This window comes from Martinezella sp. CNPSo 3795, assembly GCF_057784475.1.
The window spans coordinates 931,998-958,104 of sequence record NZ_JBXSOQ010000001.1 but is presented as its reverse complement, the minus strand read 5'-3'; the positions used below and the strand labels follow the sequence as shown (position 1 = coordinate 958,104).

21 protein-coding genes are annotated in these 26,107 nt (G+C 60.3%); 13 read left to right on the top strand and 8 right to left on the bottom strand.

The genetic code is table 11. From position 1 onward, the window contains the following. Nucleotides 1-3 precede the first annotated feature (3 nt). A complete protein-coding gene (locus tag AC13QY_RS04400; RefSeq protein WP_113351112.1) occupies nucleotides 4-1,068 on the top strand; it encodes an ABC transporter ATP-binding protein in 1,065 nt (354 codons plus the stop codon). Between the two features lie 23 nt (nucleotides 1,069-1,091). Here AC13QY_RS04400 and AC13QY_RS04395 read toward each other — a convergent pair whose 3' ends face one another. The 3 genes from AC13QY_RS04395 to AC13QY_RS04385 form a co-directional block, all read right to left on the bottom strand. After that, the gene (locus AC13QY_RS04395; protein ID WP_113351111.1) at nucleotides 1,092-1,454 is read right to left on the bottom strand and encodes a hypothetical protein; all 363 of its coding nucleotides are present in this window, start codon (nucleotides 1,452-1,454) and stop codon (nucleotides 1,092-1,094) included. A gap of 214 nt (nucleotides 1,455-1,668) precedes the next feature. Then, on the bottom strand, nucleotides 1,669-3,711 hold the full coding sequence (locus AC13QY_RS04390; protein ID WP_113351110.1) for an NADH:flavin oxidoreductase: 2,043 nt from the start codon (nucleotides 3,709-3,711) through the stop codon (nucleotides 1,669-1,671). Nucleotides 3,712-3,777: 66 nt separating this feature from the next. Continuing rightward, nucleotides 3,778-4,695, bottom strand: coding sequence for a DMT family transporter (locus AC13QY_RS04385; RefSeq protein ID WP_113351109.1), 918 nt, complete (start codon nucleotides 4,693-4,695; stop codon nucleotides 3,778-3,780). Between the two features lie 104 nt (nucleotides 4,696-4,799). On the opposite strand from AC13QY_RS04385, the gene AC13QY_RS04380 reads away from it, so the two are divergent. Next, nucleotides 4,800-5,675: a LysR substrate-binding domain-containing protein gene (locus AC13QY_RS04380; protein ID WP_113351108.1), complete on the top strand. Its 876-nt coding sequence runs from the start codon at nucleotides 4,800-4,802 to the stop codon at nucleotides 5,673-5,675. On the opposite strand, the gene AC13QY_RS04375 is transcribed toward AC13QY_RS04380, so the two are convergent. Next, nucleotides 5,650-6,642 carry a GlxA family transcriptional regulator gene (locus AC13QY_RS04375; RefSeq protein ID WP_113351107.1) on the bottom strand — a complete coding sequence of 331 codons (993 nt, stop codon included), beginning with the start codon at nucleotides 6,640-6,642 and terminating at the stop codon, nucleotides 5,650-5,652. The genes AC13QY_RS04380 and AC13QY_RS04375 overlap by 26 nt on opposite strands. A 106-nt stretch (nucleotides 6,643-6,748) precedes the next feature. Between AC13QY_RS04375 and bcoG the strand changes: the two genes are divergently transcribed. The 9 genes from bcoG to AC13QY_RS04330 all read left to right on the top strand — a co-directional run bounded on the left by bcoG (nucleotide 6,749) and on the right by AC13QY_RS04330 (nucleotide 18,543). Beyond that, nucleotides 6,749-7,651, top strand: a complete 903-nt coding sequence (bcoG, locus tag AC13QY_RS04370; protein ID WP_015342966.1) for a 3-dehydrocarnitine:acetyl-CoA trimethylamine transferase BcoG — start codon at nucleotides 6,749-6,751, stop codon at nucleotides 7,649-7,651. 7 nt (nucleotides 7,652-7,658) lie between these two features. Next, a complete protein-coding gene (locus AC13QY_RS04365) occupies nucleotides 7,659-9,149 on the top strand; it encodes a carnitine 3-dehydrogenase (protein ID WP_113351106.1) in 1,491 nt (496 codons plus the stop codon). A 12-nt stretch (nucleotides 9,150-9,161) separates the two neighbouring features. Continuing rightward, a complete protein-coding gene (locus AC13QY_RS04360) occupies nucleotides 9,162-10,322 on the top strand; it encodes an acyl-CoA dehydrogenase family protein (RefSeq protein WP_113351105.1) in 1,161 nt (386 codons plus the stop codon). A 4-nt stretch (nucleotides 10,323-10,326) separates the two neighbouring features. Beyond that, nucleotides 10,327-12,384 carry an acetate--CoA ligase family protein gene (locus AC13QY_RS04355; RefSeq protein ID WP_113351104.1) on the top strand — a complete coding sequence of 686 codons (2,058 nt, stop codon included), beginning with the start codon at nucleotides 10,327-10,329 and terminating at the stop codon, nucleotides 12,382-12,384. Between the two features lie 6 nt (nucleotides 12,385-12,390). After that, on the top strand, nucleotides 12,391-13,173 hold the full coding sequence (locus AC13QY_RS04350) for a carnitinyl-CoA dehydratase (RefSeq protein WP_113351103.1): 783 nt from the start codon (nucleotides 12,391-12,393) through the stop codon (nucleotides 13,171-13,173). A gap of 127 nt (nucleotides 13,174-13,300) precedes the next feature. After that, a complete protein-coding gene (locus tag AC13QY_RS04345; RefSeq protein ID WP_113351102.1) occupies nucleotides 13,301-14,890 on the top strand; it encodes an ABC transporter substrate-binding protein in 1,590 nt (529 codons plus the stop codon). Between the two features lie 197 nt (nucleotides 14,891-15,087). Then, nucleotides 15,088-16,095, top strand: a complete 1,008-nt coding sequence (locus AC13QY_RS04340) for an ABC transporter permease (protein ID WP_113351101.1) — start codon at nucleotides 15,088-15,090, stop codon at nucleotides 16,093-16,095. Further along, nucleotides 16,092-16,919: an ABC transporter permease gene (locus AC13QY_RS04335; protein WP_113351100.1), complete on the top strand. Its 828-nt coding sequence runs from the start codon at nucleotides 16,092-16,094 to the stop codon at nucleotides 16,917-16,919. Before AC13QY_RS04340 ends, AC13QY_RS04335 begins: the two co-directional genes overlap by 4 nt. Further along, nucleotides 16,912-18,543 carry an ABC transporter ATP-binding protein gene (locus tag AC13QY_RS04330; RefSeq protein ID WP_113351099.1) on the top strand — a complete coding sequence of 544 codons (1,632 nt, stop codon included), beginning with the start codon at nucleotides 16,912-16,914 and terminating at the stop codon, nucleotides 18,541-18,543. The genes AC13QY_RS04335 and AC13QY_RS04330 overlap by 8 nt, the downstream gene beginning before the upstream one ends. 4 nt (nucleotides 18,544-18,547) lie before the next feature. Here the strand turns inward: AC13QY_RS04330 and AC13QY_RS04325 are convergent, their stop codons facing one another. Both AC13QY_RS04325 and AC13QY_RS04320 read right to left on the bottom strand, forming a co-directional pair. After that, entirely contained in the window at nucleotides 18,548-19,639 is a 1,092-nt protein-coding gene (locus AC13QY_RS04325; RefSeq protein ID WP_233788762.1) for a thioesterase domain-containing protein, read from the bottom strand. Nucleotides 19,640-19,828: 189 nt separating this feature from the next. Next, nucleotides 19,829-20,614, bottom strand: a complete 786-nt coding sequence (locus AC13QY_RS04320; RefSeq protein WP_113351097.1) for a helix-turn-helix domain-containing protein — start codon at nucleotides 20,612-20,614, stop codon at nucleotides 19,829-19,831. A gap of 122 nt (nucleotides 20,615-20,736) precedes the next feature. Between AC13QY_RS04320 and AC13QY_RS04315 the strand changes: the two genes are divergently transcribed. Beyond that, nucleotides 20,737-22,317 carry an ABC transporter substrate-binding protein gene (locus tag AC13QY_RS04315; protein WP_145634136.1) on the top strand — a complete coding sequence of 527 codons (1,581 nt, stop codon included), beginning with the start codon at nucleotides 20,737-20,739 and terminating at the stop codon, nucleotides 22,315-22,317. A gap of 21 nt (nucleotides 22,318-22,338) precedes the next feature. Next, entirely contained in the window at nucleotides 22,339-24,342 is a 2,004-nt protein-coding gene (locus AC13QY_RS04310) for a CocE/NonD family hydrolase (protein ID WP_145634134.1), read from the top strand. Between the two features lies 1 nt (nucleotide 24,343). On the opposite strand, the gene AC13QY_RS04305 is transcribed toward AC13QY_RS04310, so the two are convergent. Together AC13QY_RS04305 and AC13QY_RS04300 are read right to left on the bottom strand one after the other, a co-directional pair. Further along, nucleotides 24,344-25,264, bottom strand: coding sequence for an alpha/beta hydrolase (locus AC13QY_RS04305; protein WP_145634131.1), 921 nt, complete (start codon nucleotides 25,262-25,264; stop codon nucleotides 24,344-24,346). A gap of 420 nt (nucleotides 25,265-25,684) precedes the next feature. Continuing rightward, nucleotides 25,685-26,086 carry a (R)-mandelonitrile lyase gene (locus AC13QY_RS04300; RefSeq protein WP_145634180.1) on the bottom strand — a complete coding sequence of 134 codons (402 nt, stop codon included), beginning with the start codon at nucleotides 26,084-26,086 and terminating at the stop codon, nucleotides 25,685-25,687. Between the last annotated feature and the right edge of the window lie 21 nt (nucleotides 26,087-26,107).

Sequence of the window (26,107 nt, the reverse complement as noted above, 5' to 3'; positions counted from 1 at the left end):
GTTATGTCCGGATTGACCATCAAGAACGTCAGGAAGTCCTATGGCGCTGTAAACATTATCCATGGCGTCGATGTCGAAATCTCGGACGGCGAATTCGTCATTCTCGTCGGTCCCTCGGGCTGCGGCAAGTCAACATTGCTGCGCATGATCGCCGGGCTGGAAGACATCACCGGCGGTGAAATCTCCATCGGCGGCCGGATCGTCAACGACCTGCCGCCGAAAGATCGCGACATCGCCATGGTATTCCAGAATTACGCACTCTATCCGCAGATGACGGTGGCGCAGAACATGGGCTTCGCGCTGCAGCTTGCCGGCGCAAAGCGTGCCGAAATCGATCAGAAGGTCGGCGAGGCCGCCAAGATACTTGGCCTGCAACCATTATTGGATCGCAAGCCCGCCCAGCTTTCCGGCGGCCAGCGCCAGCGCGTCGCCATGGGCCGCGCCATCGTGCGCGATCCCAAGGTCTTCCTGTTCGATGAACCGCTTTCCAATCTCGACGCCAAGCTGCGCGTCAAGATGCGGGCCGAGATCAAAGCGCTGCATCAGCGCCTGAAAACCACGATCGTCTACGTGACGCATGATCAGATCGAGGCCATGACTATGGCCGACAAGATCGTGGTGCTGCAGGGCGGGAAGGTCGAACAGGTCGGCTCGCCGCTCGAACTTTACGACCGGCCGAAAAATGTCTTCGTGGCCGGTTTCCTCGGTTCTCCAGCCATGAATTTTCTTGAAGGCAAGCTTACCGGCGGTGCATCGCCGGAATTGATATTGCCAACCGGCACACGCATCCAACTCGCCAGCGCTCCGGCTCAATCGGAGGGTCGGGAGGTCATTCTCGGCATACGTCCAGAAGATATCTCGTTTGCCACGGAGGCCGGCGTTAGCGCAACCGTGACCGTCGTCGAACCTACCGGCTCCGAAACGCATGTCGCGCTCGATCTTGAGGGCAAGGAATTAACCTGGGTAATGAGAGAGCGAGCCGAACTCGTGCCGGGCCAGACAATTCAGATCTCGCTCAAGACACCGAACCTGCATTTCTTCGACAAGGCCAGCCAGCAGCGATTATAGGAGACAGCAACCGCTGACTTAAATCACTCAGCCGCGCGCCTTTGCGTACCGTTCATAACGGAAAAAATGCGCTTGACGAAGGCGTTGCCGTCGAACTGCCGCGCAGCCCCCTCGGTCACATGATCAGGGCGCTCGAATATGAAAGTCTCGATATTGACGACCGGCAAGTTCAGCCGCCTCCGCACGTCTCCGATCATCGCGGTATGCGTCACCACCAGGTGACAACCGGTTGGATCGAACCACTCCTGAAGGCCGGCCGTCGGTATGGCTGCGACCGTCAATCCCTGTTGTGATAGAAGCGAACTGATGCGCGAGGCAATTTGTTGATTATCCAGACAGATCAGGACATCGGTCCGCGAAGGGGACGGCGCATGGGTAGCCAGCATCAAACACCTCTCGTTCACTCACATGCCCGAATATAACGATTCGGCCGGTAACAGGGTGTTATAACTTGTTACATTTTGTTTCAAAATTAAGGCGGTCTGGTAGCCTCACTGCGGCGCCAGAACTTCATTTATCACCCAAGGTATTTATTACATCGCATTGATATAAATAATATTCTTGGTGAAAATTCGAGCGCAGCCTGACCGTCCGCTCGGCTCACAGAAGCGAGCAATAGCGCAGCGCGTCGTAAATTGCCGCGTGGATATTACGGCTAGCGATCGCGTCACCGATGCGGATCAAATCGAAGGAAGCGGCTTCGTTCTTGACGGGCAGCGGCGAGCGGCGGGCGATCAATGCCGGATAATCGACCGCGCCCAAGTTACGCGATAAGGGCTTCAGCTCCAGGTAAAGTTCATCATTCGCGATGGTACCGTGCTCGACGACCACCTGGGATACTCTGCGTTCCCATTGCGTCTCTTCCGAGAAATCCGATCCGAGGACAGCGACGAGCGCATTGCCATCGCGCCGCACCGATTTCAGCCTCGTATTGATGGTGACACGGACATTCTTCTCGGCGAAGGTCTTGGCATAGGGCACATGGTTCATGCCGCCCATCTCCGGCGCAAAGAAGCGCTCCGGCGAGACAAGCTCCAGTTCGGCGCCGCCATTGGCGATGACTTCGGCCGCCGACATGCCCGGATGTCCGCCATTGTCGTCATAAAGCAGGACCTGACCCTCGGCCTTCACCGCGCCGGCCAAAATGTCCCAGGAGGAGGTCAAAAGGCTGTCGCCGCTCTCCAGCTCCGGAGATTGCGCGATACCGCCCGTCGCCACGACGACGAGATCGGGCTCGAACGCCAGGACTTCATCAGCTCCCGCATAGACGTCGTAGTGGATCGTGACGCCCAACCGCTCCAGCTCCGCCAGCCGCCAATCGATGATGCCGATCATCTCCTTGCGGCGCGGGTTGCGCGTGAGCAGATTCACCTGTCCGCCAGCCTTGCTGCTCGCCTCCAGCACGTCGACCTTATGGCCGCGCTCAGCCAGCACACGCGCCGCTTCCAGGCCCGCAGGCCCGGCGCCGATGACGACAGCCTTGCGCAACGCCGCCGCGCGCTCGATCCGATGCGGCATCTCGGCCTCGCGGCCGGTTGCCGCATTATGAATACAGAGCGCCTCGCCACCCTCATAGATGCGGTCGAGACAGTAGGTTGCGCCGACGCAGGGGCGTATATTGGCCTCCTGGCCCGTCATGATCTTGCTGACGATATGCGGATCGGCGATATGCGCGCGCGTCATGCCGACCATATCGAGCTTGCCTTCCGCAATCGCGTGACGCGCGGTGGCGACATCGCCGATGCGGGCGGCATGGAAGACAGGGAACTTCGTCGCTGCCCTCACCTCGCCGGCAAAATCGAGATGCGGTGCCGATGCCATGCCCTGGATGGGAATGACATTGTTGAGAGCCGCGTCGCTATCGATATGGCCGCGAATGATATTGAGGAAATCGATATTGCCGGAGGCCACCAGCCGCCTGGCAATCTCGACGCCTTCCTCCCGCGAGAGCCCCTTTTCCCAGTCCTCGTCAGCCACCATGCGCATGCCGACGATGAAATCCGGGCCGACAGCCTTGCGGATGGCCTGCGTCACCATCACCGAGAAACGCATGCGGTTTTCAAGCGAGCCGCCGAATTCGTCCTCACGCCGGTTCGTTGCAGGTGACCAGAAGCCGTCGGTCAGATGGCCATAGGCTTCGATCTCGATACCGTCCAGGCCGGCGGCTTGCATGCGTTGCGCCGCCGCGGCAAAGTCCCCAATGATCCGCTCGATATCCCAATCCTCAGCCGTCTTCGGAAAGGCGCGATGCGCCGGCTCGCGGATCGGCGATGGCGCCAGCACCGGCAGCCAGTCGCCCTTGTTCCAGCCGGTGCGGCGGCCGAGGTGGGTCAGCTGGATCATGACAGCAGCCCCGAACTCGTGACAGTCGTCGGCAAGCTTCTTCAGCCAGGGCACGATTTCATCGCGATAGGCATGGAGATTGCCGAAGGCCGGCGGCGAATCGGCCGATACAATCGCCGAGCCCGCCGTCATCGTCAGCGCGATGCCGCCCTTTGCCTTCTCGCGATGATAGAGCCTGTAACGATCCGTCGGCATGCCGCCTTCCGAATAGGCCGGCTCATGCGCTGTCGACATGATGCGGTTCTTCAGTGTCAGGTGCTTGAGCTGATAGGGCTGGAGCAAGGGATCGTTGGAGGTCATGTCACTTTCATCGCTTTATGAAGTCGAGGCTCGATCCGCTATCTTTGCTGAGACGAGAGGTTATGGCTATAGCCCATTGACGGGTGCGCGACGGCGGCGGCTATGCCGCAGATCGATCGCGGTATGCCAGACGATCGTCGCGAAGATGATCGCTCCGCCGACAAAAGTGGCAACCGGCGGCATCTCCGAGAAGAAGAGCCACACCCAGAACGGCGTCAGCACGATTTCCATCGAACTGATGAGAGCGGCGTCGGCGGCGGGCATCTTTCTTGATCCGAACAGGAAAAGAACGAAGGCAAGCGCGAAATTCGTCGCCCCGAATGCGGCGAGCAGAAGCCAGTTGTGAACGTCCACCGAGCTTGTCGAGGCAAAGGGCACGAAGACCACGAAGGTCAAAAGCCCGCTGACGACGCTCGACGGCAGGATCGGGATGCTCGGGTCCATGCGCGGGATGACGATGATGAGGGCGAAGGTAACAGTCATGCCGAGCGCCAGCAGATCGCCGACACCTGTACCACCGCCGATCGACGAGGCAACGATAACAGCAACGCCGATAAGGCAGATACCGCCGGCCACCAATGTGCGCTTCGCGACCCGCTCCTTCAGCATAGTCCAGCTGAGGAAGGCGGCAATGAACGGCGCCGTCGCATAGATCATGGTCACGTTCGCAACCGTGGTCGTGTAAAGCGCGCCGATGAAGCAGGCCTGGCTGATGGTCTGGCAGGCCAGCATCGCCAGTCCGGCAGGGTGAAAGATCGATGCCCATTGCCGCCTGGAAAACCCACCTTCGAGGAAAAAGCTGGGAATCAACAGAAACAAGCCACCGAACAGCGAACGCCAGGCGATCGCCGTCCATATGTCCGTGGTCAGCAGGCGCGCATAGATGCCGCTGCAGCTCCACGCAAGCATTGCTGTCGCCACAAGTATAACGCCCCTCTCATATTCGCTGGCAAAAGCGGAGCGGGCCGGAAACTGGAATGTCATGTATGGACTCGGAGGAACGAAGGAACGCTCCTGTGTGCGCCGATATTTGACATCAGGCAAACGAATAGTAGAGATAGTAGCTATCAGAAATATTTGTGACCCCAATGCGTGAACCCATTGAGAGCGACCTTCTGCGGACCTTCCTCGTCATCAGCGAGACGTCCAATTTTTCCACCGCCGCTCAAAGGATCGGCCGCACGCAATCGGCCGTCAGCGCCCAGATCAAGCGGCTCGAGGATACGATCGGCGAAACGCTCTTCGAACGAAGTGCCCGGGGGGCCGTCCTCACCCGAGCCGGCACTCAATTGCTTCCCTACGCGCAGCGCGTGATCGAGCTTCTAAACGAGGCGGCGGCAAATATTCGCACCAAACCGCTCGACGGCCCGGTCCGGATCGGGATTCCGGAGGAATATAGCCAGACCATTCTTCCCGCCGCCTTAGCCGCTTTCGCAGTCAGGCATCCAGCCGTCGAAGTGACCGTCTCCTGCGATTACACGGCACATAACCTGGCCGCGCTGGAAAAGGATGAACTGGATCTGGCCGTCGTCTTTGACTGGAACAACCAGAGCAAAGGCGAGGTTCTCTGCATCGACCCGACGGTCTGGGTGACATCGTTGGTGCACCGTGTGCATGAGGCGACCCCAATGCCAATCGCCGTTTATCGGGATTCGACATGGTGTCGCGACTTCGCTCTGAAATCGTTGGAGCAAATTGGGCGGCGTTATCGTATCGCCTTCATCGCCGACACGAGCTCGGGCTTGAAGAACGCCGTCTCCGCCGGGCTAGCCGTGACCACGCTATCGCGCAGCAACATTCCGAACGGTTGCCGCGAACTGACGAGTGACGACGGTTTTCCGCCTGTGGATTCATCGCGCGTCGTGCTTCGCCGCAACCCCTATCATTCGAGCGAGGCGATCCGGGAACTGGCCGAAATGGTGCGCGAGGCGTTCCAGCCTATGTCGGCTCTGCTGCAGCCGTAATGCGACGGCGCAGCCTGCGGCGCGTGCCGGAGGGACTTTCGGAAAAGCTGGCACGATAGCTACGCGAAAAGGCCGATGCCGAATTGAAACCTGTCATGGCTGCAATCTCGGCGAAGGAGGCTTTCGTCTCGATGACCTTGCGCCGCGCTGCATTGAGCCTCAACGCCAGATAATGCACATGCGGCGGCGCGCCGATGCTCTCCTGAAAAAGCGCCTGAAGATGGCGTGCACTGACACCAACACGGCGGGCGAGACGCGTGAGCACCAGCGGCTGTTCGATATGGTCCTCCATCAGGCGGATTGCCTGCGCCACGCGCGGATCGCGCATGCGCAAGCCGGCCGTCGATGGCGAAAGTTCTGCCACACTCTGCGTGCTCGCCGGCTCGTAAATGAACAGGCGGCTAACTTCGAGGGCCAACGAATAGCCTTGCCGCCGCCGAATGATCTCGAGCATGAGATCGACGGTCGGCAGAGAGCCGGCCGTGGTGATCCGCTTGCCGTCGATGACGAAGCGGTCCTTGACCGCGCGCACCTGCGGATAGGCGAGCGCGAAATCGTCGTAATCCTCCCAGTGGACGGCAGCGGAAACATTATCGAGCAGGCTCGCCTCGGCAAGCAGCCACGTCCCGGACTCGATGCCGGCAATCATCGAGCGATGGCGTGCGGTCTGCGACAATTGCATTTTCAGCGCCTGCGTGGCGTTGCGCCGCCAATTGTAACTGGCGAGCACAAAAAGTGGCGTCGCATCCGATGTCGGCCGAAAGCTTGCGCAAGCTGGCACCGGGATAAGGCTCGTCGTCTCCGCGGGAGAGCCGTCCGGCGTGAAAAGGCGCCAGCGATAAAGCTCGGCTCCGGAAATGCGATTGGCCCCGCGCAAGGGTTCGATCACCGACGCGATCAGAATCAAGTTCGTCTCCGGAAGGATGAGGAGATCGATGTCGAGTGTCTCGTTTGCCGATGCCAGCATCACGCATTCCTCCAAGCGTTCCGAAACTGTATCGAATGCTTCCGATAATGCAAAGCACGAAAGCGTCTCATGGCTCGTAATGTCCTCAATACGAGGGAGAACAAAAATGCCTCTTGCGATGAATCGCGATGTCTTCATCACCTGTGCCGTGACCGGTGCCGGCGACACGGTTTCGAAATCCAGCCATGTTCCGATCACTCCCAAGCAGATCGCCGACTCCGCGATCGACGCCGCCAAGGCTGGAGCGGCAGTGGTTCACTGCCATGTCCGCGATCCCGAAACGGGCGCTGCCAGCCGCCGCAACGAACTTTATAGGGAAGTCACGGACCGTATCCGTTCGGCCGACATCGATGTCGTGCTGAACCTGACGGCCGGCATGGGCGGCGACCTGATTTTCGGCGATGTCGAGAGCCCCCTGCCCCTGAATGCCAAGGGCACCGATATGGCAGGCGCCACCGAGCGCGTCAGCCACGTCGCCGAGTGCCTGCCGGAGATCTGCACGCTCGATTGCGGCACGATGAACTTCAATCTTGGCGACTACGTCATGACCAATACGCCTTCGATGCTACGGGCCATGGCAAAGAAGATGACCGATCTCGGCGTCCGCCCGGAGATCGAAGCCTTCGACACCGGTCATCTCTGGTTTGCCAAACAGCTTGCCGAGGAGGGCTTGATCGAGGATCCGGTCCTCATCCAGCTCTGCATGGGCATCCCCTGGGGGGCGCCCGATGACCTCAACACCTTTATGGCGATGGTCAATAACGTTCCCAAAAGCTGGACCTTCTCGGCCTTTTCTATTGGTCGCAACGCCATGGCCTATCCAGCGGCCGCCATCCTTGCCGGCGGCAATGTCCGTGTCGGGCTGGAAGACAATCTCTATGCCGGCAAGGGCATGCTCGCGACCAACGCGCAGCTCGTCGAAAAAGCGGTGCAGGTGGTGGAAGGCATGGGTGCGCGCATCATCGGCCCTGAAGATGTCCGCAAGAAGCTGAAACTGACGAAGCGCTGAGGCCCCGATGACCAAGATCAACAAGGCGGCCTGCATCGGCGGCGGCGTCATCGGCGGCGGATGGATCGCCCGCTTCCTGCTGGCAGGCATCGATGTGGATGTCTACGACCCGCATCCTGAGGCAACCCGCATCGTCGGCGAAGTTCTTGATAACGCCGAAAAAGCCTATGCGATGCTGACCGGCGCGCCGCTTCCGCCGCGCGGCAAGCTTACGTTCAAGGAGACGCTGGAAGCAGCCGTCGCCGGCGCTGACTGGATCCAGGAAAGCGTGCCCGAGCGGCTGGATCTCAAGCGCAACGTGCTGACGCAGATCGATGCGGCCGCAAAGCCCGATGCGCTGATCGGCTCATCCACTTCGGGGCTGCTACCGACCGACCTGCAACGCGACATGCGTCATCCTGAGCGCCTGTTCGTCGCTCACCCCTATAATCCCGTCTATCTGCTGCCGCTCGTCGAAATCGTCGGCGGCGAAAAGACCAGTGCTGCCACGATCAAGGCGGCGATGGACCGCCTGCCGCCCATCGGCATGAAGGGTGTGTATATCGCCAAGGAGATCGAAGCTTTCGTCGGCGACCGCCTGCTGGAAGCGCTCTGGCGCGAGGCCTTGTGGCTGATCAAGGACGATATCTGCACCGTCGAGACGTTGGACGATGTGATCCGCTATTCCTTCGGTCTGCGCTGGGCGCAGATGGGTCTGTTCCAGACCTATCGCATCGCCGGCGGGGAAGCGGGCATGCGGCATTTCCTCGCGCAATTCGGCCCTGCCCTACAATGGAACTGGACGAAGCTGATGGATGTCGTCGATCTCGACGATGCGCTTGTCGAAAAGATCGGCCAGCAGTCGGACGATCAGGCCGATGGCCTGTCGATCCGCGAACTCGAGCGCATCCGCGACGAGAACCTCGTCGGCATCCTTCAGAGCTTAAAGGGAAGCCATGGCGGCAAAGGCTGGGGCGCCGGCAAACTGCTGAAGGATTTCGAACAGCAGCTTTGGGCCGCAGGTGGCGGAGAGAAGCAGGGGCTGGATGTTACAAAGCCGCTGCGCCTGATCGATACCAAGGTCAGCCCCGCATGGGTCGACTATAACGGCCATATGACCGAGCATCGCTATCTGCAGGTGTTCGGCGACACGTCGGATGCGCTGTTGCGGCTGATCGGCGTCGATCTCGCCTATGTTGAGCGCGGCCATAGCTACTACACGGTGGAGACACATATCCGCCATCTCGGCGAAGCCAAGCTCGGACAGGCCATCCATTCGACGGCGCAGATCCTCGCATCTGACGAAAAGCGGCTGCATGTTTTCCATGCACTGCATAACAGCGCCAGCGGCGAAATAATCGCCACCGCCGAACAGATGCTGCTTCATGTCGATGCGAAAGCAGGCAAAGCCGTTGCCGCACCGGAGGAGGTGTTGGCGAAGCTGATGCCTATTACTGCCGCGCATGCAGCCTTGGCCATGCCGGAGGGAGCCGGCCGTCATGTGGGACAAAAACGCTAGGAGGAAGCGATCGTGAATTTCGGGCTCAGCGAAGAACAGGAGATGATCGTCAAGACGGTCAGGGACTTCGTCGAGACGGAGATCTATCCGCACGAAAACGAGGTCGAGCGCACCGGCTTCGTGCCGCCCGATCTTGGGCTGGAAATCAAGCGCAAATGCATCGAGCTCGGCTTCTATGCCTGCAATTTCCCGGAGGAGATCGGCGGCGCCGGGCTCGATCACGTCACCTTCACGCTTGTTGAACGTGAGCTCGGCCGCGGCTCGATGGGACTTACGGTCTTCTTCGGCCGCCCATCCGGCATCCTGATGGCCTGCGAGGGCGAGCAGCGCGAGCGTTACCTCTTGCCGGCGGTGCGCGGGGAAAGGGTCGATGCACTTGCCATCACCGAGCCGGACGCCGGCTCCGACATGCGCGGCATGAAATGCGCGGCAAGGCAGGATGGTGACGATTTCGTGCTCAACGGCACGAAGCATTTCATCTCGCATGCCGATGTCGCCGATTTCGTCATCGTTTTTGCTGCCACCGGCGAGGAGGATACCCATCGAGGCGTCAAGAAGAAGATTACGGCCTTCCTGGTCGATCGCGGCACGCCGGGCTTCGAGATCGTCAAAGGCTATGACTCGGTCTCCCATCGCGGCTATCACAACTGCATCTTGAATTTCACTGATTGCCGCCTGCCGAGGTCTCAGGTGCTCGGCGAGGTGCATCGGGGCTTCGATCTTGCCAATCAGTGGCTCTACGGGACCCGCCTGACGGTTGCCGCCACCTGTGTAGGCCGGGCACGCCGCACTTTTGATCTTGCCCTGCCCTATGCGGCCGAGCGCAAGCAATTCGGCAAGCCGATCGGCGCCAATCAGGGCGTGTCCTTCAAGCTTGCCGACATGATTACCGAGATCGACGCGGCCGATCTGCTCACGCTGTCGGCCGCCTGGAAGCTCGATGCCCGCATCCCGGCCAATCGCGAAATCGCATCGGCCAAGCTCTATGCGTCGGAAATGCTTGCCCGCGTCACCGACGAGGCGATCCAGATCTTCGGCGGCATGGGATTGATGGACGATCTGCCGCTTGCCCGCTTCTGGCGCGACGCCCGCGTCGAGCGTATCTGGGACGGGACTTCGGAAATCCAGCGGCACATTATCAGCCGCGACCTGCTTCGGCCGTTCGGAGCATGAGCCCATGACCCAGCGTTCGCTCGACCGCCTGATCCGACCCAAAACGATCGCCGTCTTCGGCGGCAGAGAGGCACGGCGCGTCATCGAGCAATGCGACCGCATGGGATTTGCCGGCGAAATCTGGCCGGTGCATCCGACACAGGAAAGCGTGCTTGGCCGCCGCTGCTATCGCTCGGTCGCCGACCTGCCTGACGCGCCGGACGCCGCCTTCGTTGGCGTTAACAGGGCGCTTACCGTCGATATCGTGAGGGAGCTCTCCTCCAGAGGCGCCGGCGGCGCCGTCTGCTATGCCTCAGGCTTCAGTGAGGCTGTGGCCGAACTGGCTGATGGCGCGAACTTGCAGCGCGCGCTCGTCGAAGGGGCAGGTAGCATGCCGATCGTTGGGCCGAATTGCTACGGCATGATCAACGGGTTGGACGGCGCCCTGCTCTGGCCCGATCAGCATGGCATTGTCAGAACCGAGCGCGGCGTTGCGATCCTTACGCAGTCCTCCAATATCGCCATCAATCTCAGCATGCAGAGGCGCGGCCTGCCCATCAGCTATCTGATGACGGCGGGCAACCAGGCGCAGACAGGCCTGTCGGACCTTGCCCGAGCCGTCCTTGAAGATCCGCGTGTGACGGCCGTCGGTCTGCATATCGAAGGCTTCGGCGATATAAGGGCGCTGGAAGGGCTCGCCATGCGCGCCCGAGAGCTGAAGAAGCCCGTCGTCGCACTGAAGGTCGGCAAATCCGAACAGGCTCAACGCGCCACCGTTTCGCACACCGCCTCACTTGCTGGCAGCGATGCAGTGGCCGACGCCGTTCTCGACCGCCTCGGCATCGGCCGCGTTTCGACGCTGCCGGAGCTGATCGAGACGTTGAAACTCCTGCATGTCGCTGGCCCGCTCGAGAGCAATGCGATCTCGTCGATGAGCTGTTCGGGCGGCGAGGCGTCGCTGATGGCCGATGCTGCCGTGGGCCGGACTATCGAGTTTCGTGCGTTGAAAGCCGAACAGCTTCCTGCCCTGCGCGCAACTCTCGGCCCGATGGTGACGCTTTCCAATCCGCTCGACTATCACACCTTCGTCTGGGGCGATCTGGGCCGGCAGACGGAGGCTTTCAGCGCCATGTTCGCCGGCGGCTATGCCCTCAATCTGCTCGTTCTCGACTTCCCGCGCGCGGATCGTTGTGATGGCGCCGACTGGATGATTACTGTTGCAGCGGTTGCCGCGGCCGCGAAGCGGACGGGTGCCCGCGCCGGCATTCTGGCGACCTTGCCCGAAAACATGCCGGAGGCGATCGCACAACGGCTGATCGAAAGCGGCATCGTGCCGCTCTGCGGTATCAGCGAGGCGTTGACCGCAGCGGATATGGCCAGCGACATTGCCAGGGCATGGAATAGGCCGCAACCATTGCCGCTTCTCAGCGCTTCCACCGCCGAAGGCGAGGTCGAGACCCTGAGCGAAGCTGCCGCCAAGGCGGAACTTGCCGCTGCGGGCCTCGCCGTCCCACTAGGCAGGACCGCCGCCACGGCAAGCGAAGCGGCCGATTGCGCGGAACAACTCGGTTTTCCGGTGGCGCTCAAGGCGCTCGGTGTCGAGCACAAGTCCGATGTCGGCGCGGTTAAGCTCAACCTATGGGATAGGAATGCTGTCAGAGACGCGGCCGAAGGCATGGCCGGTTTCTCACACGGATTCCTTGTCGAGCGGATGATCGATCGCCCTATCGCGGAGCTGATCGTTGGCGCGGTCCGCGATCCGGTCGTCGGCTTGACACTAACCGTTGGCGCGGGCGGAATTCTCGTGGAATTGCTTGAGGATTCCGTCGTTTTGCCACTCCCCGTGACGAAAGCCGAGGTTCTCGAGCGGATTTCGCGGCTGAAGGTCCGGAAACTGATTGAGGGCTATCGCGGCGATACCGGCAGCAGCCTTGAAATCGTTGCTGACGCCGTCCTATCAGCGGCAGAATATGTCGTAACGAACGCCGCACATCTTGAAGAACTAGACATTAATCCATTGATGGTTCTAGCAGAATCTCGGGGCGCCATTGCGGCGGATGCCCTCATCCGGCGAAGGAGGTAGCGGAAGTTGCAAGACCCCATTCGAACCCGCTCCGAAGACGGCATCCTCGAGGTCATCATCGATCGGCCCAAGGCGAACTCCATCGACCTGGCGACCAGCCGCAAGATGGGTTTGATCTTTCGTGACTTCCGCGACGACCCAGATCTGCGCGTCGCCATCGTGACCGGCGCCGGCGAGAAATTCTTTTCCGCGGGCTGGGATTTGAAGGCCGCCGCTGATGGCGACGCCGTCGATGGCGACTATGGCGTTGGCGGTTTCGGGGGGATGCAGGAACTGCGCGACCTCAACAAGCCGATCATCTGCGCCGTCAACGGCATCTGTTGCGGCGGCGGGCTGGAAATCGCTCTGTCGACCGATCTCATCATAGCCGCGCCGCACGCGACCTTCGCGTTGCCCGAGATCCGCTCCGGCACCGTCGCCGATGCGGCGTCGATCAAGCTTCCGAAGCGCATCCCCTATCATATCGCCATGGACATGCTGCTGACCGGCCGCTGGCTCAACGTCGAAGAGGCGCATCGCTGGGGCTTCGTCAACGAGATCGTCATGGCCGACAAGCTGATGGACAGGGCCTGGGAGCTCGCCCGCCTGCTCGCAAGCGGTCCGCCGCTCGTCTACGCAGCGATCAAGGAAATCGTTCGTGAAGCGGAGGGTTCGACGTTTCAGACTGCCATGAACAAGATCACCAAACGGCAGTTTTCAACCGTCGACATCCTCTATTCGAGCGAAGATCAATTGGAAGGCGCACGGGCTTTCGCAGAGAAGCGAGCCCCCATCTGGAAAGGAAGGTAGGAGGCGGCAGCAACCGCTGAATTTCCCGCATGCTCGCGGGCAACAGGCTTCAGGCGGAAGAGGAACCGTGACCTGAAGTGGCTTGCTCGGGAGCTTTGTCAACACGGCAAGAAGAAGGAACAGGGGAATGAACGATTATACGAAATATCTGACCAGCCGCGTTACCGCCGGCGGGCTTAGCCGCCGCGAATTCATGGGACGCGCAATGGCCGCGGGCGTGACTTTGACGCTCGCCGACAAGCTCTTTACCGAAAGTGCAATGGCAGCCGAACCGAAGCGCGGCGGCCATCTGAAGCTTGGCCTTGAAGGCGGTGCTGCAACCGATTCCAAGGATCCGGCAAAATTCCTGTCACAGGTCATGTTCTGCATCGGCCGCTGCTGGGGCGACATGCTGGTGGAATCTCACCCGCTGACAGGCGCCGCCGTTCCCTCGCTCGCTGAATCCTGGGAGCCGTCGAAGGATGCCGCCACCTGGACCTTCAAGATCCGCAAGGGCGTGAAATTCCACAACGGCAAGGACCTGACGATCGACGACGTCGTCGCCACGCTCAAGCGCCATACGGATGCGAAATCGGAATCCGGCGCGCTGGGCGTCATGAAGTCGATCAAGGAGATCAAGGCCGATGGCGACAATCTCATCCTGACGCTGACCGAAGGCAACGCCGACATGCCGTTGCTTCTGACCGACTATCACCTCGTTATCCAGCCGAATGGCGGTTATGACGATCCCCTCGCCTCGATCGGTACCGGCCCTTACAAGCAGGTCAGCTTCGAGCCCGGCGTACGCGCCACCTTCGAGCGCAACAAGGACGACTGGCGTACCGACCGCGGCTTCGTCGACAGTGTCGAAATCATCTGCATGAACGATGCGACGGCTCGCATCGCCGCGCTCTCATCCGGCCAAGTCCATTACATCAACCGTGTCGATCCGAAGACCGTGGATCTTCTCAAGCGTGCGCCGAACGTCGAAATCCTGGCCACCGCCGGCCGCGGCCATTACGTCTTCATCATGCATTGCGACAAGGCGCCCTTCGACAACAACGACCTGCGCCTGGCACTGAAATACGCCATGGACCGCGAGACGATGGTCAAAAAGATTCTTGGCGGCTACGGCAAGGTCGGCAACGACTTCCCGATCAACGGCACCTATGCGCTCTTCCCCGAAGGCATCGAGCAGCGCAAATATGATCCCGACAAGGCCGCCTTCCACTACAAAAAGTCTGGCCATAGCGGTTCGGTCTTGCTGCGCACCTCCGAAGTCGCCTTCCCCGGCGCCGTCGATGCCGCAGTTCTCTATCAGGAAAGCTGCAAGAAGGCGGGGATCAATATCGAGGTCAAGCGCGAGCCGGGCGACGGATACTGGACGAACGTCTGGAACGTCCAGCCCTTCTCCACCTCCTACTGGGGCGGGCGGCCGACGCAGGACCAGATGTATTCCACCGCCTATCTCTCGACGGCGGACTGGAACGACACGCGCTTCAAGCGCCCCGACTTCGACAAACTCCTGCTTCAGGCCCGCTCCGAACTGGACGAAGCCAAGCGCAAGGAGCTCTATCGCGCCATGGCAATGATGGTGCGCGACGAAGGCGGCGTCATCCTGCCGATGTTCAACGATTTCGTGAATGCCTCCACCAAGCAGGTGAAGGGCTATGTCCACGATATCGGCAATGACATGTCGAACGGCTATGTCGCGACCCGCGTCTGGCTGGACGCTTGATGCCTGAAGCGGGCGAGAACGCCCTGATCTCCAACGCAGCCGGGACCGCGAAAGCCTTTCGCGGTCCTCCCGACGTTTCAGGCAATTTCAGGAAAATGCGCAGCTGTTTTCCATTCGGAATTGCGTAAAACAACAAGAGAGAGCGGCACAGCGATTCCTGTAAAACATGGAACCGCTCTCAGTGCGAGGCATCGGCCATGTCCAATTCACCTCCCGGCACCGTTCTGCCCGGGCTGAGGTTCAAGCAGCGTTTTCCGCTGCTATCCCTCATTATCGAGCGTTGCGTGCTCAGCATCATTTTGCTGTTTGCCGTCTCGGTCCTGATCTTCGGCGGGCTCGAAGCCCTGCCCGGCGATTTCGCCACCACTTATCTCGGCCAGTCGGCAACGCCACAGGCGGTCGCGAATATCCGCGAAGAGCTTGGCCTCAATCGGCCGGTTGTCACCCGCTATGTCGAATGGCTCGGCAATGCCGTCAAGGGCGATTTCGGCACCTCCTGGGCCAGCAAGAATTCAGTTGGCGAGCAAATAGGCAAGCGGCTCGGCAATTCGCTGTTTCTAGCCGGCTTTGCGGCGTTGATTTCGGTGCCGCTGGCGGTTTGCCTAGGCATGCTCGCCGTCCATTTCAGGAACCGAATGCCTGATAAGATCATCAATGTCATCTCGCTGGCGGCAATCTCTCTGCCGGAATTCTTCATCGGCTATCTCCTCATCATGTTCTTCTCGGTCAAATTCGGTATCGCGACTTTTCCGGCCACAGTTTTCGACGGCATGGGCTTCGTCGATCGGCTGAAGGCAATCGCGCTTCCGACCGCAACTCTGGTCCTTGTCGTACTCGCTCACATGATGCGCATGACGCGGGCGGCCATTCTCTCCGTCATGTCTTCGGCCTATATGGAAACGGCGGAACTGAAGGGGCTCTCCGCCTTCCGCGCCATCGTCAAGCACGCCGCCCCCAATGCGCTGGCGCCGATCATCAACGTCATCGCGCTGAACCTCGCCTATCTCATCGTCGGCGTCGTCGTCGTCGAAGTTGTCTTCGTCTATCCGGGCATGGGCCAGTACATGGTCGATGCGGTGACGGTGCGGGATATGCCTGTCGTCCAGGCCTGCGGCCTGATCTTTGCCGCCGTCTACATCTTCCTCAACATGACGGCCGATATTCTCGCCATCATCGCCAACCCGCGTCTGAGGCATCCGCGATGAGATTGAGAGACATTCCCATCACCGCCTGGGTCGGCATGACAGGTATTCTGATCGCCTTTATCTGCGCGATCTTCGCGCCCTGGATCGCCCCTTTCGGCGAGACGGAAGTCGTCGGCAACGTCTGGCAGCCGGCCGATGCGCAATATTTTTTCGGTCTCGACAATCTCGGCCGCGATATCCTCTCGCGTCTGATCTATGGCACCCGCACGACGCTCTTCGTCGCACTGGCGGCAACGATCATCTCCTTCTCGCTCGGCATCATCCTCAGCTTTACCGCCGCCGTCTCGCGCGGATGGATCGACACGGTCTTTTCGCGCTTTAACGACTTGATGATGTCGATCCCGACGCTGATCTTCGCGCTCGTGGTGCTCGCAGTCCTGCCGCAGAACCTGATCGTGCTGATCCTCGTCATGGCCATTCTCGATTCCACCCGCGTCTATCGCCTCGGCCGCGCCGTAGCGCTGGATGTCGCGGTCATGGAATTCGTCGAAGCCGCTAAGCTGCGCGGCGAAGGCAAGATCTGGATCATCTTCCGCGAGATCCTGCCGAATACGCTGTCGCCGCTGCTAGCGGAATTCGGACTGCGCTTTGCCTTCTCGATCCTGTTTCTCTCCACCCTGTCCTTCCTCGGCTTGGGCATCCAGCCGCCGGCAGCCGACTGGGGCGGCATGGTCAAGGACAATAAGGACGGCATCATCTTCGGGATTTCAGCCGCGCTCGTGCCGGGCTCCGCCATTGCGGCACTCGCAATCTGTGTCAATCTGGTGGTCGACTGGCTCCTAAGGCGCACCTCCAGCCTCAAGGGAGGGCGTGGCGATGCCTGAGCTTCTTTCCGTCCGTAATCTCAAGATAGAGGCAACCAGCTATCCGCCGGGCGAGCCGCCGAAACGCGTCACCATCGTCGATGGCGTTTCCTTCGACTTGCAGAAAGGCAAGGTGCTCGGGCTGATCGGCGAGTCCGGCGCCGGCAAGTCCACCATCGGCCTTTCCGCCCTCGCCTACGGCCGTGGCGGCGCCGAGATTACCGGCGGCCAGGTGCTGCTCGACGGCACCGACATCCTGCCGCTCGGCAAGTCCGGCATCCGCCGGATCCGCGGGGCACGGGTCTGCTACGTCGCGCAATCGGCAGCGGCCGCCTTCAATCCGGCGCATCGGCTGGGCGATCAGGTCATCGAAGCAACGGTGAAGCATGGCCTGATGACGAAGGAGGAGGCAAGGAAGCGGGCGCTCTATCTCTTCCGCGTGCTTGGCCTTCCCAATCCGGAAACTTTCGGGGACCGCTATCCGCATCAGGTTTCCGGCGGCCAGCTGCAGCGCGCCATGACCGCCATGGCGCTCTGCTCCAATCCGGAACTGATCGTCTTCGACGAACCGACGACCGCGCTCGATGTCACCACGCAGATCGATGTGCTTGCAGCGATCAAGCACGCCATTGAGGAGACGCATACCGCTGCGCTCTACATCACCCATGACCTTGCCGTCGTTGCCCAGATTTCCGACGACATCATGGTGCTGAGGCACGGCAAGACGGTGGAATATGGCAGCGTCCAGCAGATCATCGAGGAGCCGCAACAGGACTATACCCACGCTCTCGTCAACGTCCGCCAGGAGATACGTGCAGAAGCCGCCGATCAGACGAGCGCGCTTTTGAAAATCGAAAATATCAGCGCGCAATACTCCAATGGTTTCAGAGTATTACATGATGTTTCTCTACACGTTCCTAAAGGCCAGACTTTGGCAGTGGTCGGCGAGTCCGGTTCCGGAAAATCGACGCTTGCCCGCGTCATCACCGGCCTGCTGCCGCCGAGCGACGGGCGGATTTCTTTCGACGGCAAGCCGCTGACGCCTGCCTTGAAAGACCGCTCGCGGCAGGAACTGCGACGTATCCAGCTGATCTACCAGATGGCGGATACCGCCATGAACCCGCGTCAGACCGTGCGCGATATCATCGGCCGTCCACTGACCTTTTATGATGGCCTGCATGGTGCAGCAAAGACCGCACGTGTGAAAGAACTGCTCGATCAGATCGAGATGAGCAACGGTTTCATCGACCGCTATCCGGCCGAGCTATCGGGCGGCCAGAAACAGCGTGTCGCCATCGCGCGCGCGCTCGCAGCCAAGCCGGAACTCATACTGTGCGACGAGCCGACCTCGGCGCTCGATCCGCTGGTTGCCGAAGGCATTCTGAAACTGCTCCTGAAGCTGCAGGAAGAGTCGCATCTCTCCTACGTCTTCATCACGCATGACATCGCTATCGTGCGCGCCATCGCCGATAGCGTCGCGGTGATGCATCGCGGCAAGCTCGTTCGCTTCGGCCCGAAATCGCAAGCACTGTCGCCGCCCTTCGACGATTACACCGACTTGCTGCTGAAATCCGTTCCCGAAATGGAGATCGGCTGGCTGGAGCGCGTACTGACGACCCGAAAGATGGAGAGCGCCGGAAATTGAAAGCTCAGCGCAGCAGGCGCGCGCTGAGTTCGCGAGCAAGCGTGCCGGCATTGCGACCGACAATCATGCTCTGGTGGTTGCCGGCAACATCGACCCAATCCGCATGCGCAAGAAAACGCCTCCATATGGTCTTGGGATCGCAATCGACCGGTGAGCCTTGCAGGCTGCGGTAGAAGGTCAGCTCGCCGTCATAACAGCTCGGTTTATAAAGACCCTTCATACGCAGGAGTTGTCTGGCAGCTGCATCATAGAGCGGCGGATAATCGCCCATCCATTGCGGCGCCAGCTCCGGATAATAGGCCGAATGCGGATCGGCGTAACGGAAAGAAAGGGGCTTCAGTTTTTTTGCGAGGAGTTCTCGTCGCTCGATAACCGACCTGCTGGCCTGAGCCGATACTTGACGGCGTGGCTGAGAATCGGTTTTCCGTAGGTTCTTCTTTCTGGTTCGGGCGCGCCTCCAGCGTTGCCACATGAACCTGCCCCACGTCGTCAGCGGCCACTCCTGCTCGCCAAACGGGGTATCAAGCATGCCAAGGAATGCAATCTTTTGCCCCTGCGCTCTCAGGACGCGGGCAAGCTCCAAGGCAAAAACACCACCAAACGAATAACCGAGCAATCGATATGGCTCGCTGATCCCTGCGGCCTGCAGCGCTCTCAGCGTGCTTTGGATCTCGTCTTCCACCGTGGCCGGATGTCGACGATCGCGATTGAAGGCCGTCAATGCAACGCCAAGGATCGGTCCTGGAAAGCGAATTTCCTTGATCAATTGCTGCATTTCCAGGAAGCAGCTTGCTCCGCCGGCAAATAGCAGCAACGGCGCCGCGCCCTCCCCGCCACGGAGCTCTATGATTTTCGGAGAGACTGAGAGGTCTTCGTGATTGGAAATTGCAAGGCCGAGGACATCGAGGGTGCGATGGCGATAGAAGACATTGACATCCAGCTCCTCCCCGGTTTCGCTCCACAAGCGCTTGATGAAATTCAAGATCCGGTTGACTGAAACGGCATCGGGAATGTCGGCGTCGCGGTCCAAATTAACCTTTGCTTCTTGGCGAAGCAGATCGTTGATATAGGCACACGCACTGGGATCTGCATCCATTCTCGCAGAGAAAAGCATCTAGGCATCCCCAAAATGTCGAAGTATGCGTCACTAAACGATATGATGACCGCCATTCTTATAAAGCGATCCTTAATATATTCCGTAGAAGCACAACTTTTTCTTGCATTTTGGGTTTTTCGCTGTTGAGCCCCCGCGAAGACTAACAAAGCCCTTCGGCAATCGGTGTCGTCAATACTCGGCTGGCACCGCATACACTTCGGCCGAGGGATCCGCAAGAAACGAGCGTACCGTCGGCGGCAGTTGCCGCGATGACAGCGGCAGCGGTCCGCAGCGCGACAGAAGTTCTCGCAGATCAGGCTCGGCACCCACATGCCGCCAGATCATCCGCGAGGCGTAGGGGAGGTTTTCCCTTCGCCAGGAGACGCCCATTGTCGTCCCGCGCAGATAGACGCGCTGGTGCTCGTCGAAGGGCAGGAGGATCGTCTGCGACAACATGGAATTCGGGCCTACCACACGCTCCGTGATGAAGATGCGGTTTCGATAAAACGCCGCCAAACCCACATATTTCGAGAATTGCTGAATGCCGTTTCCAGGATCGCGCAGACGTTCCATCGACTTGACGTGCACCAACCCACCCTGCTCGATCAGACGACTGCACGAACACACAACCATTCCGGGCCAGGACGGCGAACGATGATAGGTCTGGAAATAGCCGATGTGACGCCTGAGCGCGATCAGGTTTCCGGGAAACGCTTTGAGGAGATCGGAACCTTCATTGACGCCGAGGGCAGGTTTTCGAAGACGTTCACGAAACAGCTTCGGAGCGAGGCTAAAGTCGGCTGCATCAAGATCGAAATAGTTGGCGATGCGCGCCAGATTGTGGGCAGACGGTCTCGTCTGGCCGTTGATGTACCGGTTGAATTGTTGCCGGTTGATATCGATTGCGCGGCACAGATGCGAAATGGAGCGTTGCGTTGCGCAGGCAATTTTGAGGTTCTCGACCAAGTGAGGCATCGGTAGCTCCGCATTGACGACGACTAGCGTAAACTTGCTTAAAGATGCGTCAAGTCGCGAAATTGCGTGGGCTGAGCCGGCCTCTACGTTCTCACCTACAAAATGGAAACGAGGGAACTGTCATGACGCAACAAAAAGATCAATCTTCTCAGCTGAATATGGGCCGCCGCCACTTCCTCGGCGGGGCAGCCGCGCTGGGTGCACTGCCGGCACTCACCTCCGGCCTCCTAATGCCCCGCGATGCTCAAGCACAGGAAGCGAAGCGCGGTGGTCATCTGAAACTCGGCCTCAAGGGCGGCGCCACCAGCGATGCGCTCGACCCGGCAACCTATAGTGCCTCCGTCTTGTTCGTCATTGGCCGCCTCTGGGGCGATACGCTCCTCGAATCCGATCCGAAGACCGGCGCTCCCTTGCCGTCGCTAGCATCCTCCTGGACGCCCTCGGCTGGCGCTTCCGTCTGGACCTTCAAGATCCGCAACGATGTGCAGTTTCACGACGGCAGCAAGATGACGGTCGCCGACATTGTCGCGACATTGAAGCGGCATGCGGACAAGAATTCGCAGTCGGGTGCTCTTGGGCTTATGGCCTCGATCACCGGCATCGAAGAAAAGGCGGGCGATCTCGTCCTCACGCTTTCCGAGGGCAATGCGGATCTGCCTCTGCTTTTGACCGATTACCACCTGATCATCCAGCCGAAGGGCGGCGTCGACAAGCCGGCGGCAGCTATCGGCACCGGCCCTTACATTCTGAAGAGCTTCGAGCCGGGTGTTCGTGCCACCTTCGAGAAGAACCCTAGGGATTGGCGCTCTGACCGGGGCTTCGTCGACAGCGTCGAAATCCTCGTCATCAACGACAACACCGCCCGCATTGCAGCGCTCGCCTCCGGTCAGGTTCATTTCGTCAACAATGTCGACCCGAAAACCGTGCCGATGCTGCAGCGGGCACCGACCGTCGAGATCGTCCGCAATGCCGGCAAGGGCTTCTACTGCTTCCTGATGCATTGCGACACGGCGCCCTTCGACAACGCCGATCTTCGGCTCGCGCTGAAATATGCGATCGATCGCCAGTCGATCCTCGACAAGGTTCTGGGCGGCTACGGGACGATCGGCAATGACTATCCGGTCAATTCCAACTACGCGCTCGCGCCGACCGATATCGAACAGCGCCCCTATGATCCAGACAAGGCCGCCTTCCACTTCAAGAAATCGGGTCTCGATCGCCCCGTTCAGCTGCTGACGTCAGACGCAGCGTTTCCAGGCGCGGTGGATGCGGCGATCCTGTTCCAGCAAAGCGCACGCAAGGCCGGCATTGCGATCGACGTGAAGCGCGAACCGGAAGACGGCTACTGGACCAATGTCTGGAACAAGCAGCCTTTCTGCGCATCCTTCTGGGGCGGCCGTCCTACGCAGGATTCGCGCTACTCCACCTCCTACCTGTCAACCGCCGAGTGGAACGATACGCGCTTCAAGCGCCCCGACTTCGACAAGTTGGTGTTGCAGGCGCGATCCGAGCTCGATGAAGCCAAACGCAAGGTGCTTTATCGACAGCTGGCAGTGATGGTGCGAGACGATGGTGGCCTGATTTTGCCCGTCTTCAACGACTACATCATGGCCTCTTCGAAGACGCTGAAGGGATACGTGGACGATATCGGCAACGATATGTCGAATGGCTACATCGGCAGCCGTGTATGGTTTAATGCCTAAACCTCTTCTGGATATATGATCATGGCCGAGCGCAGCTTCACCACCATCGAAAATCAATGGATCACCCTGAAGGACGGAACGCGGCTTGCCGCGCGCATATGGATGCCGGAAGGGGCGGAGAGCGATCCCGTGCCTGCCGTTTTCGAGTTCCTGCCGTACCGCAAGCGCGACGGGACAAGTCCGCGTGACGAATCCACCTACCCGGTCTTCGCTGCAGCAGGCATTGCCGGCGTTCGTGTCGATATCAGAGGCTCCGGCGAATCCAGCGGCGTCATCGATGGCGAATATACAGAGCTCGAGCTTGCGAATGCCTGCGAGCTGATTGCCTGGATCGCAGCACAGCCGTGGTCGAATGGGTCGGTCGGCATGATGGGCATTTCCTGGGGCGGTTTCAACTGCCTGCAGGTCGCAGCGCTGAAGCCGCCCGCGTTGAAAGCGGTGATTTCGATCGCCTCCACGGTCGATCGATATAACGACGATATCCACTACAAGAACGGCTGCCATCTCTCCGCCCAACTCTCCTGGGCGGCGACCATGCTCGGCTATCAATCGCGCTCACCCGACCCGGCCATCGTTGGCGACGACTGGCGCGATATGTGGCTGGAGCGCCTGGAAAAGGAACCCTTCTTCATGGAAGAATGGCTCCAGCACCAGCGTCGTGACGATTTCTGGCGGCATGGCTCGATCTGCGAAGATTTTGCAGGCTTCGATATCCCCGCCATCGTCATCGCCGGCTGGGCTGACGGTTACCGCAATACGCCGCTGTTGGCGGTCGAAGGCCTCGGGGATAAGGCGAAGGCGCTGATCGGCCCGTGGGTTCACAAATATCCGCATTTCGCCTGGCCGAAGCCGCGGGTCGATTTCCACGGAGAAGCCATCGCCTGGTGGAACCACTGGCTGCGTGGCGAACGTAACGGCGCGGAGGCCATGCCATCGGTGCGTGCCTATATTCTTGACGCCATAAAGCCCGCCAAACGCCGCGACTTCGACCCCGGTTTCTGGATCGCGAAGCAAGAATGGCAGCAGCCAGAGATGCAGTGTTTCTATGTCGAGCAATTCGGCACGCTGATGGAAGGCATGCCAATCCCGCACGCACCGGAACATCCCGTCTATCTGCGCTCGCCGCTCGACACGGGTACGGCCTCGGGCGAATGGTTCACCCTGAAGCCGGATGCGGAAATGGCGATCGATCAACGCGTCGACGATGCCGGCTCGCTGACCTTCCAAACCGCGCCGCTGATCGAGGATCACGACTATCTCGGCCGCCCCGTCGTCACCTTGACGCTCAGATGCGACGCCGAAACCGCCAATCTCTGCGCAAGGCTCGTCGATATCCATCCGGACGGCACGGCAACGCGCGTTTCCTTCGGCGTGCTCAACCTCGCCCACCGCAACGGCGATGCCGCGCCGGAGCCGCTGATCAAGGGTCAGCAGGTCAGAGTGACTGTGACGCTCGATGCCTGCGGCTATCGTTTCCGCAAGGGGCACCGCATCCGCTTGTCGCTGTCGACAGCCTATTGGCCGATGGTCCTGCCGCCACCGGAAGATCCGGGCCTGGCGATCGACATCGCCTCCATCGGCCTTGCTTTGCCGAAGCTCGGTGCGCATGAGATCATCGACATCAAGCAGCCTGACAATCCCGATCCGCTGCCGAAATATATCGAACACGCACCAGGCTCGACGAAGCGGCAGGTGATGCGCGATCTCTCGGCCGGCGTCACCCGCTATGAAATTCATGAGGACACCGGCCTCTCCGAACATCCCGGCACCGGACTTTCCACACGGCAGCTGCGCGAAGAGGTCTGGTCGATCGCGCCGGACGATCCGCTATCGATGACAGGCATCTCGACATGGACCTGTGACATGAGCCGCCCCAGCTGGTTCGTTCGCACGGTGGCGACATCGTCCATATCCTGCGCGGCAAAGGACTGGATCATCAGCGCCTCCGTCGTTGCCTATGAGGGCGAGACCGAAATCTTCCGGAAGACCTTCGAGGAGAAACGTATCGCCCGCGACCTGATGTAGTTCAGCGCGACCCCGCAAACCGGCTTGCCGCTGCGCAGATGGCGGCAAAGCCGGCCCGCGCACCTTCGCTCATATGCCGTGCCCGCAGCCAGGCATGCACCATCTGCGGCTCCTCGCGGAACCAGACTTCGACGCCCGCCTGTGCGAGACGCGCCGCATAGTTGCGGCCATCGTCGCGCAGCGGATCGTAATGCGCAACGGTAATGAAGGTTGGCGGAAGGCCGGCCATGGTGGCTAAGGCAAGCGGTCCTGCGACCGGATCGCCTTCTGGCGCCTGCAGAACGGTGCGGTAATAGGCGACATCAGCCGTCGTCAGGCCCGGCGCCTCGGCCATCTCCTCATAGGAGCCGGAGACGAGATCGCCGCCGAGTGCGGGATAGATCAGGATCTGGCCAACAATGCCCGAAAGCCCCTCGGCCTGCGCGCGCACCGCCAGCCCTGCCGCGAGATTGCCGCCGGCGCTATCGCCGATCAGCACGACCGGCCTCTTCTCGGCGAGCAGCTGCTTGAGAACGTTGAAACAATCATCCGTCTGGGCGGGCCAGCGATATTCCGGCGCCAGCCGGTAATCGACCGAGACCAGTTCGGCGCCGGCATGATCGGCAATCTCGGCGCAGATCGCATGATGGCTCTCGAGCGAACCGACAACGAAGCCGCCACCATGGAGATAGAGAAGCTTCGTTGTCGTACGGATATTGGCGGGCTTGTAACGCCTGACGGGAATCGTTCCGGATACAAGATCATCCGCGGTCTGCATGCCCTCCGGTAAAGGGCGATCGAAACGAGCGCATAGTGCGTCATACCATTGGCGCTGTTGCGCGATGGAGGCCGTTACCGCATCCGGCGGATAGAAGGAATCGCAAATCTCCATGAACTGCAGGATGCCGGCTTCGCTCGGCATGGGACGCTCAACAGAGGTCATCGGATATCCTCGATTCGTGCCAGTGCATCGACACTACGCGGCGATGCAACCGAACACTTATCTGCCTACGGCCAGCACCGCCGCTATGGCGACATCTGCCTGATTACGCCGAGTTCAATCGGCGGCAAATACGCTGCCCGACAGTAGGGGAAAACCCGTCGGCATTTACATACATTGCGCGTTGGACCAGGTGAGCGCTGCAAGCGCAAGAGCCGCGCCAATCACAAGCCGAAGCATGATATTTCCCCATCCATATTGCTGCCATCGCGAGGCCAGTTACGTCGCGGGGCATTCGATCGTTAGGACGTGCCGTGGAAGCGACAGGGTTCCATCTATATTGACCTCGTGAGGCTGACTTATGGCAAGAGTTGATTGCCTGCAAGCGATCCGCTCGGTGCTGGCCGACCACGGGTTGGACCTTCACCTCGCGTGATATTGCTCGTCCGTCACATGCTCCAGCCAGTCCACCACCTTGCCGTCAAGGTGTTCCTGGATGGCGATATGGGTCATGGCTGTCGTCGGCGAAGCACCGTGCCAGTGCTTCTCATTCGGTTCGAACCAGACGACATCTCCGGGCCGGATCTCTTCGACCGGCCCCCCTTCGCGCTGAACGAGACCCAGGCCGACGGTGACGATCAAGGTCTGGCCGCGCGGATGGGTATGCCATGCCGTCCTCGCACCAGGTTCAAACGTGACGCTGCTCGCTGCGGCGCGCCGCGCATCATTAGCCACAAAGACCGGGTCTATCCGGACAGTACCGGTGAACCAATCCGAAGGGCCTTTGCCGGAGGGCTGCGCACCGTTCCTCGTGATATCCATGATGACCATCCTTTCCTGCGATGA

What these genes read in the sequence shown, in the direction of transcription:
- AC13QY_RS04365 (WP_113351106.1), top strand. Translation starts at nt 7,659, where the DNA reads ATGACCAAGATCAACAAGGCGGCCTGCATCGGCGGCGGCGTCATCGGC.
- AC13QY_RS04340 (WP_113351101.1), top strand. Translation starts at nt 15,088, where the DNA reads ATGTCCAATTCACCTCCCGGCACCGTTCTGCCCGGGCTGAGGTTCAAG.
- AC13QY_RS04330 (WP_113351099.1), top strand. Translation starts at nt 16,912, where the DNA reads ATGCCTGAGCTTCTTTCCGTCCGTAATCTCAAGATAGAGGCAACCAGC.
- AC13QY_RS04335 (WP_113351100.1), top strand. Translation starts at nt 16,092, where the DNA reads ATGAGATTGAGAGACATTCCCATCACCGCCTGGGTCGGCATGACAGGT.
- AC13QY_RS04310 (WP_145634134.1), top strand. Translation starts at nt 22,339, where the DNA reads ATGGCCGAGCGCAGCTTCACCACCATCGAAAATCAATGGATCACCCTG.
- AC13QY_RS04315 (WP_145634136.1), top strand. Translation starts at nt 20,737, where the DNA reads ATGACGCAACAAAAAGATCAATCTTCTCAGCTGAATATGGGCCGCCGC.
- AC13QY_RS04355 (WP_113351104.1), top strand. Translation starts at nt 10,327, where the DNA reads ATGACCCAGCGTTCGCTCGACCGCCTGATCCGACCCAAAACGATCGCC.
- AC13QY_RS04325 (WP_233788762.1), bottom strand. Translation starts at nt 19,639, where the DNA reads ATGGATGCAGATCCCAGTGCGTGTGCCTATATCAACGATCTGCTTCGC.
- AC13QY_RS04305 (WP_145634131.1), bottom strand. Translation starts at nt 25,264, where the DNA reads ATGACCTCTGTTGAGCGTCCCATGCCGAGCGAAGCCGGCATCCTGCAG.
- AC13QY_RS04375 (WP_113351107.1), bottom strand. Translation starts at nt 6,642, where the DNA reads ATGCTGGCATCGGCAAACGAGACACTCGACATCGATCTCCTCATCCTT.
- AC13QY_RS04320 (WP_113351097.1), bottom strand. Translation starts at nt 20,614, where the DNA reads ATGCCTCACTTGGTCGAGAACCTCAAAATTGCCTGCGCAACGCAACGC.
- AC13QY_RS04400 (WP_113351112.1), top strand. Translation starts at nt 4, where the DNA reads ATGTCCGGATTGACCATCAAGAACGTCAGGAAGTCCTATGGCGCTGTA.
- AC13QY_RS04390 (WP_113351110.1), bottom strand. Translation starts at nt 3,711, where the DNA reads ATGACCTCCAACGATCCCTTGCTCCAGCCCTATCAGCTCAAGCACCTG.
- AC13QY_RS04380 (WP_113351108.1), top strand. Translation starts at nt 4,800, where the DNA reads ATGCGTGAACCCATTGAGAGCGACCTTCTGCGGACCTTCCTCGTCATC.
- AC13QY_RS04345 (WP_113351102.1), top strand. Translation starts at nt 13,301, where the DNA reads ATGAACGATTATACGAAATATCTGACCAGCCGCGTTACCGCCGGCGGG.
- AC13QY_RS04385 (WP_113351109.1), bottom strand. Translation starts at nt 4,695, where the DNA reads ATGACATTCCAGTTTCCGGCCCGCTCCGCTTTTGCCAGCGAATATGAG.
- bcoG (WP_015342966.1), top strand. Translation starts at nt 6,749, where the DNA reads ATGCCTCTTGCGATGAATCGCGATGTCTTCATCACCTGTGCCGTGACC.
- AC13QY_RS04395 (WP_113351111.1), bottom strand. Translation starts at nt 1,454, where the DNA reads ATGCTGGCTACCCATGCGCCGTCCCCTTCGCGGACCGATGTCCTGATC.